This is a genomic window from Bartonella sp. AP21QHHD (assembly GCF_042196205.1).
Lineage (GTDB): Bacteria > Pseudomonadota > Alphaproteobacteria > Rhizobiales > Rhizobiaceae > Bartonella.
In genome coordinates this window covers 109,184-124,305 of the sequence record NZ_JBHIPT010000100.1, presented here as the reverse complement: position 1 = coordinate 124,305, position 15,122 = coordinate 109,184, and the positions used below count along the sequence as shown (strand labels likewise).

The window sequence follows — 15,122 nt, the reverse complement described above, 5'->3', positions numbered from 1 at the left end:
AATAATATCGGCTCCAACACCATGGATGCTGCCTTTGTGGGCTTGCATATTAACAGCGCGTCCTGCTTCTATTGTACCTGTTACCGCAGTAGAGGTCTGAACAGAGGCTTCTGCCTTCTCTGTCTTAAAGCCCACGGTTACGCTAGCAGAAACATCAGCAATATCACGAATAGACTGTTTGTTTCCACTCTTCATCTCATTATAAAGACCTTTGCCTTTGCTATAGAGATCATAGCCTTTTAGACCAGCAATAAGACCATTACCGATTTTGTGTTTTGTATCCCCATGACCAAAACGTTTGGCTGCATCCTTTACATCTTTTACTGTACCAAGAATGCCCACATTGACAGAGCCTGTCACACCAGCAAAAGACTTTTCATGCTTTTCTTTTGCGTTAGAGGTATCATAGCTTTCTGATAGGGTGATATTATTGCCGGCATCAATGTTGACATCACGATCCGCCGAAACAATGGCTGCTTGTAAATTCACATCATTGTCAGCAGTAATCTGCACATCTTGGCGTGCCGTGATGTGTGATTGTGTGGAAGTATTTTCCCATTGATCGCCCGTATCTTTGGCGCTTGCAATTCCAACACCTACAGAAGCACCGCTGTTGCTCTTTTCAAACTGAAACCCAAAGCCTTCCCGTTCTTCCTTTGAGCTTGCCCTATGGCTATTATGACCAACAAGCACATTCACATCATGCGCTGCCGAAAGGTTAATATTCTCACCCGCAAGATCAGAGCCAACAATTTTCACATCTTTTTTCTTGGCAGTGATGGTGATATTACCATCCGCATTGAGAGAAGAACCTTGATGCTCAAAACTCTCTTCATTTTCTGTCTTTCCCTCACTCCCGTATATCGACACAAAGCCCTTACCTGATCCCACACCAAAACCCGTTTCATGGGTCTCTGAATGGCTTTTATGGTGATCTTGCATGCCATCAATCGTCACATTTTCTCCGCTCACATTGATATCTTGACCGGAAAGCAGATGAGAAGCAGAAATCTTGGCTTCTCCTTGTGCGTCTAACACGATGTTGCCCGTTGCCCCAAGGATAGAGGAGACCGTTGTGGTATGAGATTGAGATGTATCGGACGATTTCTCATGCAAAAAGCCACTTGATGACGATTGTGCTTGCTGATCCAAGTGTTCTTGGGCGCCTTTGATAGTAATCTTTCCCCCAGAGTGAATGGTAATATCCGCTTTTTTCTGATCTCCTAGTGCTTTCTCTCCTGACGTTTCCTCTGCCTTACCGGCTACGAGCATCGAGGCGACAACTTCCGTGTTGTTTCCGGAATCAATGGCAATGCCTTCACCCCCTGTTATGCTTGACCCCACAACTTGGCGCACATCCATCTTGTTATGCTCAGATTTGCTGCTACTAAACACCCCACCGTCTTTATGGTACGACATCTCATACTGTAAGCTATCCTCTGCATTATTGATCAGGACATCGTTGCTGGCTTTCAGCCCCACCTTGCCATCAGCAGCAATGGAACTGCCTGTAATGCTAAGATCATGCGGTTTGCCATCCTGCCCTGCAATGACAGTGGTGTCACCTCCCGATTTTATCGAAGAGCCAACGGCATGAGAGGCTTGCATGTCCACTTTCGTGTTTTTGGTGCGAAGATGATACTCCATCTCATCGTTTCTCACCCCTATCGCTATCTCCCCTTGGGCGCCAAGAGCAACATTACCCTTGGCATCTATATCGGAAGCAGCAATATGGATATCTTGACCTGAGATGACAGTGGTATCTTTTCCAGAACTTAAATGAGAGCCATTGTGTAAAGCAACATGAGATGTTTCACTCCCATTCTGATTGTCCATGCTGTTGCGTGTGGCATCAATCGAAACATTGCTCTCAGCTTGCAAGAGAAGTTTATCCTTTGTTTGAACATCAGAGCCTAAAATATTCAAATCTTTTCCAAAGACATAAGTGAGATTGATGTACTTTGAAAAATATTTATTTAAAAAAAATGTGTGAATACACAACAACAAGTATATTCCGTTTAGGGCGTTCTGTTTTGCATGAGGAGTATGATCCCATTAAAAATGAAGAGATTAAGAGGAATAAAATAGAGAGATAATAAAATAAAGGCCCCGTTAAACGAGGCCTTAGTATTTTTTGTGCTGATAATTTCATTTTTACGAAATTAGAATTTGTAAGCGACACCTACACGGAAGTCATTGGTTTTGTAGTTGAATTCACGTGTATCGTTGGCGAATTTCTTTTTACCAAAATCGGAGTAACGGTATTCAGCACGTAAAAGAACGTTGTCTGTCATTGCAAAGTCAACTCCACCACCAATAGTGAAACCAAGCATTGTCTTCGTGTCATCAGCCCAAGTGCCACCAGTCAAATCTATGGCTTGCTTAGCCCCTGCCTCTGGCACTTTTCCATCCCCGTCAGCTTTCTGCTCAACTTTAGCTCTCTCTCCTTTTCCTGCAACGGATTGAATGCCCTGCACCTGCGCATAGGCAATACCACCAGCAACATAAGGCATAATACGGTCAACAGCAGCAAAACCGATACGGACACGTGTCGCACCAGACCATTTTTCTTTGTAACTGTGCGTTTCTGTTACCTTGTCACCGTTTTCAAACCGTTGCTGACCTTTTAATTCAACCTTAGCTTTTTCAAGGGCATCATTAAAATTTGCTGCATCTTTTTCAGTAAGAGTCAATTCACGGGCTTTTTTTGATTCTTCACGGTCTGCCCAAACTGCATCGGTTTCAACACCGAGAACGAGACCATTTCCGAGGTCTACGTTAGATCCGGCATAAATGCCACCCATGAAACCAGAAGGACTAGGTGTGTTATCTTTTTTGAAAAGTTCTTTGTCTGCTCCTAGAATAGTTACTTTAGTTTTACTCGAAAAGTTGCCAACTTGACCACCAAGATAAAAACCTGTCCAAGAAAACGAAGGGGCTGCTGCAATAACTGCTGGGGCTGTTTCACGAGGGATGATAACATCAGCAGCTTGTGCTGCAGAAGCTGAAATTAAAGCGGCAATAGAAGTTGCTATTAAAGATTTTGTATTCATAATTTTGCTCCTAAATTAACTATCAAACGACCTTACAAGATTACAGATAGAAAAGCTGTAGTAAAAATATCACAATCATACAAATAAAACCCCAGAAAACAGCGGTTTTTTAAAAGTCAATATCTTTTGGAAATTTAATTTTTTATTAATACTTTTTATTCATAATTGCACTTTTGATGAAATTAGAACTTGTAAGCGATACTTATACGAAAGTCATTGCTTTTGTAGACTAGTTTAAGATAATCCTTTTTAAATTCCTTCTTAGCAAAGTCTAAGTAACAGTATTCCGCACGAAGCAGAATATGATCTGTCATCGCGAAATCTATACCACCACCAAGGATAAAACCCTCCATCGTTTTTGTTTTATCAAATACTGTAGCAGAAACTCTTTACTTGGCTTACCCATTTTCCCAACTTTTTTGTTCCTGAAACTTTACCAACACCTTGTATTTGCGCATAAGCAATACCACCAGCTACATAAGGCATAATGCTGTCAGCGACAGAAAAACCAACACGAACCCGTGTTGCACCAGACCATTTTCTTTGAAACCAATGCGATACACTGCTGTGTCACCCTTTTGAAACTTTTCATTTTCATCCAATGTGACACCAGCATCTTTAAATTTATCATTAAAATCATCAATCACAAGAATCTTTGAGACCGTCTTCGTCTCTCCTCGGTCTGCCCAGACTGCATCGGTTTCAACACCTAGAATGAGAACATTTCCAAGATCTACGTTGGAACCTAAATAAATACCACCGATGAAACCGGAAGGCATAGGTAGTGCATCTTTATCTAAAGTTTTTTCTTTTGTCTCAAAATCAAATACATAAACTTTGACTTGAAAAGTTGCCAACTTAACTACCAAGATAAAAACCTGTCTAAGAACACGAAAGAGCTGTGATAACTGTTGGAGCTGTTTTACGAGGAATGACAATATCAGCAGCTTGTGCCGCAGAAGCTGTAGTCATAGCGATAACAAAAGTTGTTACTAAAGATTTTATATTCGTAAACTTTGCTCCTCATTTATTTACGAGCACAGTATTATACGACTACAAAAAAAACGCTGTAGTAAAATGATACAATCATAGGAAACGAAAGCTGACGCAAGATAAAGTCATTTCATAACTTCACGTTTCATAAGAATTTTCATAAGAAATTGTAAGTTACAAGTATGTGTAAATTATTGATTTTATGGAATAATTGTTATCTGTCATTTATAAAAATCTTTTTAAGAAAATCTAAATAATATCTTTTACTCCCCTAATAAATATAGGGTATGTGATAATATAACAACAGAAAAGAATAGAGGCCCTGTCTTTGACAGAGCCTCTTGAAAGTTTATTTCGTTGTTTACGAAATTAGAATTTGTAAGCAACACCTACACGGAAATCATTGGTTTTGTAAGCGAATTTATCCCCGTCCTTTACAAATGCTTTTTTACCAAAGTCTGAGTAACGATATTCTGCACGCAATAGAACATTGTCTGTCATTGCAAAGTCAATACCACCACCTACAGTGAAGCCAACCATTGTTTTCGTTTCATCAAACACTTTAGCAGAAGCGATTTCGGCACCTTCAGCTGTCGCTGCCTTAAGAAAATCAACCACTTGCAGCTGCGTATAAGCAATACCACCAGCAACATAAGGCATAATGCGATCAACGGCTGCAAAACCAACACGAACGCGTGTTGCACCAGACCATTTTTCTTTTATAGAGGTGCCCTCTACACGTTTGTCAGTCGCCACGATACCAGCAATAGTTTTTCCTGTAGCAGGTGTAGCTTTCGCTACTGTAAGCTTATCTTTGAAACTGTCAAGGCCTGCTTCCCCAATGACTGCTGAATGCGCTTTTGAATCTTCGCGGTCAGCCCAGACTGCATCGGTTTCAACACCTAGAATGAGGCCATTTCCAAGATCTACGTTAGAACCTACATAAATACCACCCATAAAACCGGAAGGCTTAGGTGTCCAGTCTTTATCTGTAATTTTCTTTTTTGTTTCTGAATCAACTACATCAACTTTACCTGAAAAGTTACCAACTTGACCACCGATATAAAAGCCTGTCCAAGAAAATGAAGGGGCTGAGATAACTGCTGGGGCTGTTTCACGAGGGATGATAACATCAGCAGCTTGTGCTGCAGAAGCTGCTGCTATAGCGATAACAGAAGTTGTTACTAAAGATTTTATATTCATAAACTTTGCTCCTAATTTATTTATGAGCACAGTGCTACAAGATTACAGAAAGAAAAGCTGTAGTAAAAATGATACAGTCACAGAAAATGGAGGGCACATCCCAGACAAAATCGCTTCATAGCTTGATTTTGTACGAGAAACCTAAAGATATATATATATATAACTTATTGATTTTTAAATGTAATTCTTGTTTATTGTCTATGATTTTTTTAAGAAAACCTGAATAATATCTTTTCATATCCACAATAAATTATGTATTGTGTGATAATATAGCAACAGAAAATAACAGAGGCGCTGTTAAAGACGGCGCCTCTGTTATTTAACTTATCATCTGTTAAAATTTGTAAGCAACACCAACTCGGAAATCATTGGTTTTGTAAGATGTCTCATATTTATCATTTGAGAATTTCTTTTTCCCAAAATCAGAGTAACGATATTCCGCACGGACAATAACGTTATTGGTCATTGCTAAATCAACACCAGCACCCAGAGTGTAACCAACAAGGGTCTTTGTTTCATCAGACAAGGTACCAGAAGCTATTACTTTGTCTGAATCTTTGCCTGTTATTGAAATCAATGCAGTATCTTGAAGCTGGGTATAAGCGATACCACCAGCAACATAAGGCATAATGCGTTCAGCTGCAAAACCAATACGTACACGTGTCGCACCAGCCCACTTTTCTTTAAAAGTGAAACTGTGGGTTCGTTTAGCACCAGGTTCAAGCGCATCTTTACCAATATTAATTCCAGATTCTGTTAATATCTTCTTAATATAATTTATGTGATTTGGAAGAATAACATATGTGTTTCCTGTCTTCGTGTCATCTTTATTAGACCACATGATATCTGTATCAACACCTAGAATAAGGCCATTACCAAGATCAACGTTGGAACCTGCATAAAGACCACCCATGAAACCAGATAGTTTAGGCAAAAGGTCATCAGGCACTGGAATCTTTTTTCCATTACTGAGAATATCCATTTTCGTTTTACCCGAAAAACCACCAATCTGGCCCCCAACATAAAAACCTGTCCAAGAAAAAGTTGGAGCAACAATAACGGGAGCAACAGGTGTTGGACTTGGGGGAACAATAACATCTGCTGCTTGTGCTGCTGAAGCTGAAACAAAAGCGAAAGCAGAAGCTGTTATTAACCATTTCATATTCATATTTTCTCTCCATAGCTGAATATTTATTTGAACACACCATTTCATATAGAGCCCCATCTTCAGATATCTGTAGCAAAAATGATACACTTATAAAAAAAACAAAAAGCCAATCAAAGTACCCTTAATTGCTTGATCTGTAATAAATGAGAATAAAACTATGCCCATGCACAAATGATCTCTTTTTCTCACATTTGCTCTCCTTTATAAATTTTGTAAAAAAACTGCGTCACAATACCCTCCGTGTAAAGCGTGTGCTATTGGAATGAAAATACAATATATTGATTTATAATGAAAAAATATTTTTTATATTAATTCGTCTGCAATATTGAAGATGTTCTTATCTTAAGCCTTTTTATATTAAAGAAACCAAAACCATCCCCCTGCACCTCACAAACGAGCAAGTGTGTGAACAGCTCTTTGATTGTTTTTTCTTCATTGTAAAGAATGCTTATACCGCATAAAACAAGATCTCCACTACCCCATGGACTGCAACAAGATTACATGCAATTTCATTACACTTGCTCTTTGTTTTTAATTTAGGCATTTATGCCTTTTTGACATACTTACCATTTTTTTCTTCTCTCAACCTTATAGTAAATCTTTTCAGAGCTTCAGCCTTATTTGTAGGATATCATTTCATACTCCTTTACAAGACTAAATTGAAAAAAATGCCTAAAGACAGACAACCGGTATGATAAACATTAAAACTTATATAGAAATCTCCTTAAAGCTGAAAAAACGAGAAATCTTTCTTAAAGTTTTCACACCACACCTTGCTTTAAAAATCATGAATTTGGCAGAAAAAATATCTGATATTTTGAATCATAGACAAATGAATATTTTATAAACTGTAGTCGAAGCATACCATCAAAGATCAAAAGTTTAACATTTTTGTTGCTTCACTCGATTTTGATGAAGTATCCTCTCAGATTCTCTCTGCAAACAGCTTAGTTTCTTGTCAAGAGGATTTTTCTTAACTCCTTACTTATGTGATTCACTTAACTAAAGGCTCTCTGGACAAGCCCTACTCTAAAAACACTTATCAAGGAGTTTTATATGCGCTGTATAGTCACGCTTAAATGACAGTATTTACAGTATAACAGCGTAACCCAAAATCGGGAGGTTATATTTATCCAAACCCATGAATTTTGTAACGAGCGATTGCCATTATACAGAGTATTCTTGCACCGAAATCCACCTCCCCATATCTTTTCCAAATAGTACTCTTCACCCCCTCCGTACACAATTATAATACCCTTTGCGAACAACTGCTCCTCCACTTTTCAAATGATAAAAAATATCTCCTCTCTTCAATTCCCGATCATACGTTAGACCTCTTGATGTTGTTTTCTTACTTTTTAATAACTCATTGGACTTCGTCTAAATAAATCTGGTCGTCTTCCTTTCCTTAATCCTTTTTTAGGCTTTTGAAATCTTTTTTTACCAGAATATGATACAGGTACTAACTCAGCTTCTGTTATGCATTGGTTGTTATGCGTGCAAGAAAGTTCCATTTGAACAACTTCAGAGAAGATCTTGCTCAACTGTTCACTAGAAAAAAGATCTCTAGGAAGAACAAGAGAAGGTATACCCTCTATTAACTTTTGAGAAGACAAGAAAGAAGCACCCTGAGCTACAGAGATTGAAGCAAACGTAGCAAAAGCCGTAATAAAATATTTTATGTTCATAAATTTAACCTCGTATAAATATCCATAATGGATTTTATCTAGTGTCTTCATTGCAAATTTCCAGAAAAAATAGCATGTTTATAGATAAAAAGTGAGAATCCTTAAAAATAAAGCTTTGGAGCATTTTAATTTTAAAATAAAAGAAAATTGCCCTGCTCTGCCAACATAGAAATTACTTATTGAGTAATAAATAAAGGCACGAAGTATCGTCTGAAAATAATAAACTATACGAACTTCATATAATATACTGATTTATAATGATAATATAGCGTTATCCATATTGACTGAGAATCCTAAATACCATAAGATTCTCTCATTCCAAATCTTTTTCATGTTGAATCAATCAAAACCATTTGTTTGCACGTTACAAGTTGAGAGAGCTGTGTGGATAAAAAACACTAAAAAAAGACTAAAAATGCCTCTTATGAACCGTCTCAAGTGCTAAGGACTTACACAACATTGGGAATTGGTACAGTTGTGTGGATGGTAGCGGCTTGTTACTCCATAAGCATAAAGATGGTAGTGTTCAATAGATTTTATATTGGTATTGGAAGCTTTATTGTTATATCTTTTATGAGCGCCACCGTAAAATGAACTTGGGTGTCGGTTTCTTTACAAAAAGCACATGAATTAGCAACACAAATATATTCCGTTTAGGGCGTTCTGTTTTACACGAAGAACGTAAATCCATTAAAAACATGAGGCAATGCGTAATCTCTATTATTTAACAGACATTGCTTTAAATACTTTTGAAAGTCGTAAAGCAGAATTAAAAATGATGGTAAAGATGAGATTTGGTTTTTACATTTACACATTCATATTCTCCCCCAATTAGGCTGTATACCGGTTTCAGAGATTTAAGTCTTCCAACCTACCGTATGTTTCCAGCCTCTCCTCAAAATTGCTTTGTTTCAAATAAAAGCTGTTACAAAAATAAAAAATATGGATTCGCAAAAGTATTTTTATTGCCTAAACTTCAAATGAAATAGCACTTAAGAATTTATTATAATTCTTATCAGAAAAGATGAGAGGATAAAACGCCCATAATGTACAAGCATTTTGTCCTCTCACATCAATAATTAACTCTATTTAAAAGCCAATTTTAAAGTTAGCTATGCGCAAAAATATCAACTTCCGCCCATCCTAAAAGATCAAGCCTAGCTCTCATAGGCAAAAATTGAAAGCATGCCTTGGCAACATTTTCTCGCTCTTCACGTCTTAAACGTTCTTCAAATATAACCTTTAAACGATGTAAATATAACACATCCGACGCAGCATATTCAATTTGTGCCTGTGATAACGTTTCTGCCGCCCAATCCGAAGATTGTTGCTGTTTAGAAATATTCACATTCAGCAATTCATTACAAATTTCTTTCAAGCCATGACGATCCGTATAAGTGCGCGTGAGTTTCGAAGCAATCTTTGTACAAAAAATAGCCTCTGGCATAACACCAAATGTATGCGCTAAAATAGCAAGATCAAAACGCCCAAAATGAAATATTTTGGTTATTGCGTTATCCTCAAGCAATTTTATCAAATTTGGTGCACTCTTTTGTTCTTTAGCAATCTGAATAACGTCAGCAGTACCATCTCCAGAAGAAAGCTGAACAACGCATAAACGATCACGATAGGGTTGTAATCCTAAAGTCTCGGTATCAATCGCAATGGCATCAGTTTTATAATTGTCTAAGTTTGGTAAATCACCTTGATGAACGCGAATCTCAGCCATTTACCCTCCTACTTGCTAAAGCAGCAAGAATACGCGCCCAAGACCGCTGCCCCTTATGAAACGATTTTAAATTATACTTTTCATTAGGAGAATGAATACGGTCATCAGCCAGTCCAAAACCAACCAAAAGAGTTTCCATACCAAGAATTGACCGAAAATCTGCTACAATTGGGATCGAGCCCCCCATGGCTGTCAAGACAGCAGGCACTTCCCACTCTTGTGATAAGGCATCCTTCGCCTCCTTGATAAAAGATGAATCATCAGAAATCTGAAGTGCCGGAGAAGAACCGTGATTCTTAAATTCAACCTTACAATCAGCAGGAATTGAGCTACGTACATAATCACGCAACGCTTGGCGTATTTTCTCTGGATCTTGCTTATGCACCAAACGACACGATACTTTTGCACTCGCTTGAGAAGCAATAACTGTTTTCATCCCTTCCCCTTCATAGCCGCCACTAATACCATTAATTTCCATGGTAGGACGTGCCCATACAAGCTCTAAAATGCTCCGCCCTTTTTCACCAGCTGGAACGGAAAGTCCTATAGGACCAAGAAAATTTTCAGCAGTACAATTAAGTGCATTCCATGATTGTAAAATCTGTGGAGGTGTTTCTTCTACGCCATCATAAAAACCAGGAAGTGTTGCCCTATTATTTTCATCGTGAAGTCCTGCTAAGATTTTCGTTAAAATACGAATGGGATTAGCTGCTACTCCTCCAAAATAACCAGAATGTAAATCACGATTCGCTGCTGTGATAATAATCTCTTCTGCCATAATTCCCCGAAGAGAAAGAGCAATAGATGGTGTATCCGCATCCCACATTGACGTGTCACAAACCAATGCATAATCTGCCTTAAGTTCATCTGTATTTGCTTTTAAAAAAGGAATAAGGGAAGGAGAAGCACATTCTTCTTCTCCCTCAAATAAAACAGTAACTTTAATAGGAAGCTGCCCTGTTTCTTTCTTAAATGCACGACATGCTTCAATAAAAGTCATCAACTGACCTTTGTCATCTGAAGCTCCACGAGCACAAATAACTTTCTCTCCATCTCTCTCTTTTAAAGAAGGTGTAAATGGATCATCCTCCCATAAACTCAATGGATCAACAGGTTGAACATCATAATGTCCGTAAAACAGCACATGCAAACAATCATCTGAAGGTCCAGGATGATGCCCAACAACCATTGGATGCCCCGGCGTATCACGGCGTGAAGCCTCAAAACCGATGCTTTTTAAATCCTCCACTAACCAATCAGCTGCTTTACGACATGCATCCTTGTAAGCCGAGTCTGTAGAAATCGATTGAAAACGTAAAAGAGAAAAAAGGCGTTCAAGGCTCTTCTCTATATTTCCATCAAGATGTGTTAGTACTTTATTCAGCATAAAAAAACCTTTCAAGCCTTGTGTAATTATATTATAGATGCGATGACTTTAAGCCTCTTGTAAGATTTTGCAAGACACCTTATTCATTTTTGACATTGTGAGCAGTAAAAACTTGAACGTCCAGCCTGTAAAATGCGCATAATAGGCGCTCCACATTCCAAACATTGCTTGCCTTCTCGTCCATAAACTGAAAAAGCATGCTGAAAATAACCAAGCGAACCATCTATATGCATATAATCACGTAAAGAAGAGCCACCAGACAAAATGGCTTCAGAAATCACATTGCGTATATTTTGTGCTAAAGAATCTGCAAATTCACGTGCACGTGCCGTTTTTGATGCTAATGTAAATGCACCACGTTGTGGAGACAAACGACTCCGCCAAAGTGCTTCACAAACATAAATATTCCCAAGACCTGCAACAATAGACTGATCAAGTAAAACACCCTTGAGAGACATTTTTTTATTAACAAAAGCCTTTTGTAAATAACGACCAGAAAACGAATTACTTATAGGTTCAAGACCTAGCTTATTTAAAAGTGGATGTTCATAAAGCTTATCCGTATCGACTAAAAGCATAAACCCAAAGCGACGCACATCATTATAAATAAGACGATAAACGTCACCATTCTTTGTCTGAATATCCATGACAAAATGATCATGTTTAACTAATTTACTTGACGCTGAACAAGCTTTTCTTAAAAAATCATTCTCTATACGCCATGAACCAGACATTCCTAAATGGCTTAAAATCGTTTCATCCTGAGAAAGATGAAATAATAAATATTTCGCACGCCGACCAAGTTCTATAATTGTTCTGCCAATAAGGCGCTCAGAAAAAGCCTCAGGAAAAGGAAAGCGCAAATCTCTACGATTAAGTTTGACAGATACTATCTTTGCATCAGTTACAACGGACTCAAGTCCACGACGAACTGTCTCTACTTCAGGAAGCTCAGGCATTACTCTTCTTTAATAATTATACACTTTCCAATCGTATCACTGATAAATTGACTTCTTCCCCCCTCAAAAAACGAAGACTTCCTCTACATCTACTAAACAAATTCTTGATGAGTCGATTTTACTTGGATTCCTACTCATGTGAATCATTTAACTAAAGGCTTTATGGACAAACCCTGCCTTGAATATATACCACACACTCTAAAATACTTAACGTATCAATAAAGCTTACATCCCACCCCACCTCAAATGACCGCGTTTTATGGTAACAAAATTAAGCCCATTCACCCTTACGAAATACAGGAACTCTTACACCATCTTGGGTAATGCCATCTATGTCAATTTCACCAGAACCAATCATCCAGTCAATATGAATGACACTTTTATTCCCACCACGTGCTGCAATCTCTTCTGACGTCAATGATGCCCCATCTAAAAAGCATTTGGAATAACACTGCCCTAAAGCAATATGACATGCAGCATTTTCATCAAATAAGGTATTATAAAAAAGGAGGCCACTCTTAGAAATTGGTGAAGAATGGGGCACAAGGGCAACTTCGCCCAACCGGCTTGCACCCTCATCACTTTGCAAAACCTGCTGTAAAACTTCTTGGCCTGTTGATGCACGAGCCTCAACAATACGCCCTGCTTCAAAACGTACTTCAATATTATCAACCAGAGTTCCTTGATAGGAAAGGGGCTTTGTTGAGCGAACGAAACCTTCAACCTTATGAGCATGAGGAGTCGTGAAAACTTCTTCTGTCGGAATATTCGGATTGCAAATAACACCATTTTGAGCAACGGATGCACCACCATGCCATTCATGATCATCTGCCAAACCAACAGTTAAATCAGTCCCTGGCCCTGTAAAGTGTAAGGCAGAAAAACGCTGCTCATTAAGCCAAGATGATCGTTTCTTTAAATTCTCGTTATGGACAGTCCACGCCTGCACCGGATCTTCTCCTGTAACACGTGAAGCAGAAAAAATTGCATCGGCTAATTTTTTAATCGCCTCATTAAGTGGTAAAGAAGGAAACATTGCCTCAGCCCATCCTGCTGTTGGATAAGCAACAATCGACCAATTCATAGCAAAATTTGATATTTGCTTGAGTGCCGGCTGGTAAGCTATTGAAGTGGCTTTATTTAAACGTGAAACCTTATCAAAATCCTGATTGGAAAGGAGCAAAGGATTATCACCAACAATCGCTAAACGCGCTGCCCCATTTTCAAAAGCCTTTGCCATTCCCTCATAAAGCCAAGAAGGGGCACAATCAAAACTAGTTGTATGGGCATTTTCAAACCGTGTAAGAGATAACATATCATCACTAAAAATTGGTGTAATGACACCAGCACCAACCTTATAAGCATGATATGCAATACGCCGAACAAAAGGTAACGCTGAAACTGGAGCAGTTAAAACAAGATCCTGCCCCTCTTGTAAATTCAACCCCACTTTCACTGTAATTTCTGCAAGACGATTAAGCATTTCAGGCAAAATTGTCTCATGAATATCAAAGTACATTACCAATACCCTTCTTTAAATAGAATGCGTTCTTTATGTCGTCATATTATAAATTGTTTTTCAGATCCTTTGAGTTCGCTTTCTCTACGTATATTTATGCGTATCATTATCGCTAAAATTCACTTAATTCATAAACCGCAATGGGTATATCATCCTTCTTTGGTCATGAAAAACTTACTAGTTCCTGTGTCGTTTTTCTAACATTGCAACAATTGCATTTAACTGATCAGATGAAGGTAAAACCATAATCGTTTTATTTTCCTCTTTCCTAGCTAGATGTTGAGGTGCATAGGCAGGGATAGGAACTTTATCAAGCTGTACCATAGCAAAAGGCGCAGGATGTGCCATCTTGGACTGTGCTACTTCTGTCGAAGGAGATGTACTTTTCTCTGCCTTTACGCCCCTACTCTCTAAGCCTTCATCTATAAAGCTTGGCGCATGACCAGAACGTTCTTGAGCAAAAGCATAAGCAACATCATAAGGGCGATTATTTGTAGGAACTTGAAGCTCTCCATCACGTGATCGTTTTTCATAAAAAGCATTTCCCCCTGCAACCTGAACATAATGCATGTTTTTATACGGAAAAGACAAACCAGCGGTATGAAAAAACTTAGCGTGTTTAACTTTCTTATCTCGTTCACCCCGTAAAACGGCATCAGCCGCCTCTCTTACACGAGCAACAGATGCTTTCTCCGTCATAGGACGCGTTAAAACACCAGGAGCAAATTGCCTATATTGACCAACAACACCACAAATCGTCTTAGGATAGGCGGTTGAATTAACACGATTCATAACAACCGTTCCAACGGCAATCATTCCTTCACGGCTTGTGCGATTTGATTCAAAATACATCGCTCGCATAAGACATTGACGCTCTGTCAATGGATATGTAACCGCTTTTGTCTTATTATTATTTATTTTTCCAGCATCTAAATGACTTGAAGCACATCCCACAACAACTAACGGCGCTACACAACAGGTAACAAAAACATTCCAACGATTTTTTTTCATCTTATGCAACACATTCCTATAATCTCTGAGATATTCAAGTCTTGAAATGAGCTTTAAATGTATCTCTCAATAAAGTACATAGCTAATTGTTACCACTCAGTAAAATTTTAATACAAGAGGTAATCAAAAAGTATCTATGCAAAATAAAAAATAAAAAACTCTTAATTTACAGATCGATATTGTTATTCTTCATGGTTCAATATAGGCTATAATAACCCACACGTTTCAATTACAATAAAGTAACACTATCCACTTCTTCTACATACGAAAAAATAATACAGATATCCCCTTTAATATAAAATTTTAACAAAATGATCTGAAAGGAAATTCCCCTAGAAAACTCCCCTCCTGCCACAATACGAGTGATGATATCATCCAATATACAAATATGTCAAACCAAGAGTTAACAATC

At 38.2% G+C, this 15,122-nt stretch carries 11 protein-coding genes and 2 pseudogenes; 1 reads left to right on the top strand and 12 read right to left on the bottom strand.

Annotated features, from left to right (window positions below; translation table 11 throughout):
- The 7 genes and pseudogenes from ACFIMC_RS06425 to ACFIMC_RS06395 form a co-directional block, all read right to left on the bottom strand.
- Positions 1–1,947 (bottom strand): annotated as a pseudogene (locus ACFIMC_RS06425) (hemagglutinin repeat-containing protein); the annotation flags it as partial.
- Between the two features lie 215 nt (positions 1,948–2,162).
- The gene (locus tag ACFIMC_RS06420; protein WP_375680812.1) at positions 2,163–3,053 is read right to left on the bottom strand and encodes an outer membrane protein; all 891 of its coding nucleotides are present in this window, start codon (positions 3,051–3,053) and stop codon (positions 2,163–2,165) included.
- 182 nt (positions 3,054–3,235) lie between these two features.
- Positions 3,236–3,367, bottom strand: a complete 132-nt coding sequence (locus ACFIMC_RS06415; RefSeq protein WP_375661221.1) for a hypothetical protein — start codon at positions 3,365–3,367, stop codon at positions 3,236–3,238.
- 159 nt (positions 3,368–3,526) lie between these two features.
- Positions 3,527–3,922: a porin gene (locus tag ACFIMC_RS06410; protein ID WP_375636653.1), complete on the bottom strand. Its 396-nt coding sequence runs from the start codon at positions 3,920–3,922 to the stop codon at positions 3,527–3,529.
- A 493-nt stretch (positions 3,923–4,415) separates the two neighbouring features.
- Positions 4,416–5,249, bottom strand: a complete 834-nt coding sequence (locus ACFIMC_RS06405) for a porin (protein ID WP_375636655.1) — start codon at positions 5,247–5,249, stop codon at positions 4,416–4,418.
- Between the two features lie 334 nt (positions 5,250–5,583).
- Entirely contained in the window at positions 5,584–6,417 is an 834-nt protein-coding gene (locus tag ACFIMC_RS06400) for an outer membrane protein (protein ID WP_375634574.1), read from the bottom strand.
- A 1,358-nt stretch (positions 6,418–7,775) separates the two neighbouring features.
- On the bottom strand, positions 7,776–8,156 hold the full coding sequence (locus ACFIMC_RS06395; protein ID WP_375671926.1) for a hypothetical protein: 381 nt from the start codon (positions 8,154–8,156) through the stop codon (positions 7,776–7,778).
- Positions 8,157–8,520: 364 nt separating this feature from the next.
- Between ACFIMC_RS06395 and ACFIMC_RS06390 the strand changes: the two are divergent.
- Positions 8,521–8,963, top strand: a pseudogene (locus ACFIMC_RS06390) (integrase); the annotation flags it as partial.
- A 250-nt stretch (positions 8,964–9,213) separates the two neighbouring features.
- On the opposite strand, the gene ACFIMC_RS06385 reads toward ACFIMC_RS06390, so the two are convergent.
- The 5 genes from ACFIMC_RS06385 to ACFIMC_RS06365 form a co-directional block, all read right to left on the bottom strand.
- Positions 9,214–9,834: a ribonuclease D gene (locus tag ACFIMC_RS06385; RefSeq protein ID WP_375632307.1), complete on the bottom strand. Its 621-nt coding sequence runs from the start codon at positions 9,832–9,834 to the stop codon at positions 9,214–9,216.
- The gene (locus tag ACFIMC_RS06380; protein WP_375611787.1) at positions 9,827–11,221 is read right to left on the bottom strand and encodes a M20/M25/M40 family metallo-hydrolase; all 1,395 of its coding nucleotides are present in this window, start codon (positions 11,219–11,221) and stop codon (positions 9,827–9,829) included. The genes ACFIMC_RS06385 and ACFIMC_RS06380 overlap by 8 nt, the downstream gene beginning before the upstream one ends.
- Positions 11,222–11,304: 83 nt before the next feature.
- Entirely contained in the window at positions 11,305–12,180 is an 876-nt protein-coding gene (gene mutM, locus ACFIMC_RS06375; protein ID WP_375613328.1) for a bifunctional DNA-formamidopyrimidine glycosylase/DNA-(apurinic or apyrimidinic site) lyase, read from the bottom strand.
- A gap of 271 nt (positions 12,181–12,451) precedes the next feature.
- Positions 12,452–13,699 carry an aminopeptidase gene (locus ACFIMC_RS06370; protein ID WP_375671925.1) on the bottom strand — a complete coding sequence of 416 codons (1,248 nt, stop codon included), beginning with the start codon at positions 13,697–13,699 and terminating at the stop codon, positions 12,452–12,454.
- A 177-nt stretch (positions 13,700–13,876) separates the two neighbouring features.
- Positions 13,877–14,710, bottom strand: a complete 834-nt coding sequence (locus tag ACFIMC_RS06365; RefSeq protein WP_375613326.1) for a cell wall hydrolase — start codon at positions 14,708–14,710, stop codon at positions 13,877–13,879.
- Between the last annotated feature and the right edge of the window lie 412 nt (positions 14,711–15,122).

What these genes read in the sequence shown, in the direction of transcription:
- ACFIMC_RS06420 (WP_375680812.1), bottom strand. Translation starts at nt 3,053, where the DNA reads ATGAATACAAAATCTTTAATAGCAACTTCTATTGCCGCTTTAATTTCA.
- ACFIMC_RS06415 (WP_375661221.1), bottom strand. Translation starts at nt 3,367, where the DNA reads ATGACAGATCATATTCTGCTTCGTGCGGAATACTGTTACTTAGACTTT.
- ACFIMC_RS06385 (WP_375632307.1), bottom strand. Translation starts at nt 9,834, where the DNA reads ATGGCTGAGATTCGCGTTCATCAAGGTGATTTACCAAACTTAGACAAT.
- ACFIMC_RS06370 (WP_375671925.1), bottom strand. Translation starts at nt 13,699, where the DNA reads ATGTACTTTGATATTCATGAGACAATTTTGCCTGAAATGCTTAATCGT.
- ACFIMC_RS06405 (WP_375636655.1), bottom strand. Translation starts at nt 5,249, where the DNA reads ATGAATATAAAATCTTTAGTAACAACTTCTGTTATCGCTATAGCAGCA.
- ACFIMC_RS06400 (WP_375634574.1), bottom strand. Translation starts at nt 6,417, where the DNA reads ATGAATATGAAATGGTTAATAACAGCTTCTGCTTTCGCTTTTGTTTCA.
- mutM (WP_375613328.1), bottom strand. Translation starts at nt 12,180, where the DNA reads ATGCCTGAGCTTCCTGAAGTAGAGACAGTTCGTCGTGGACTTGAGTCC.
- ACFIMC_RS06365 (WP_375613326.1), bottom strand. Translation starts at nt 14,710, where the DNA reads ATGAAAAAAAATCGTTGGAATGTTTTTGTTACCTGTTGTGTAGCGCCG.
- ACFIMC_RS06395 (WP_375671926.1), bottom strand. Translation starts at nt 8,156, where the DNA reads ATGAAGACACTAGATAAAATCCATTATGGATATTTATACGAGGTTAAA.
- ACFIMC_RS06380 (WP_375611787.1), bottom strand. Translation starts at nt 11,221, where the DNA reads ATGCTGAATAAAGTACTAACACATCTTGATGGAAATATAGAGAAGAGC.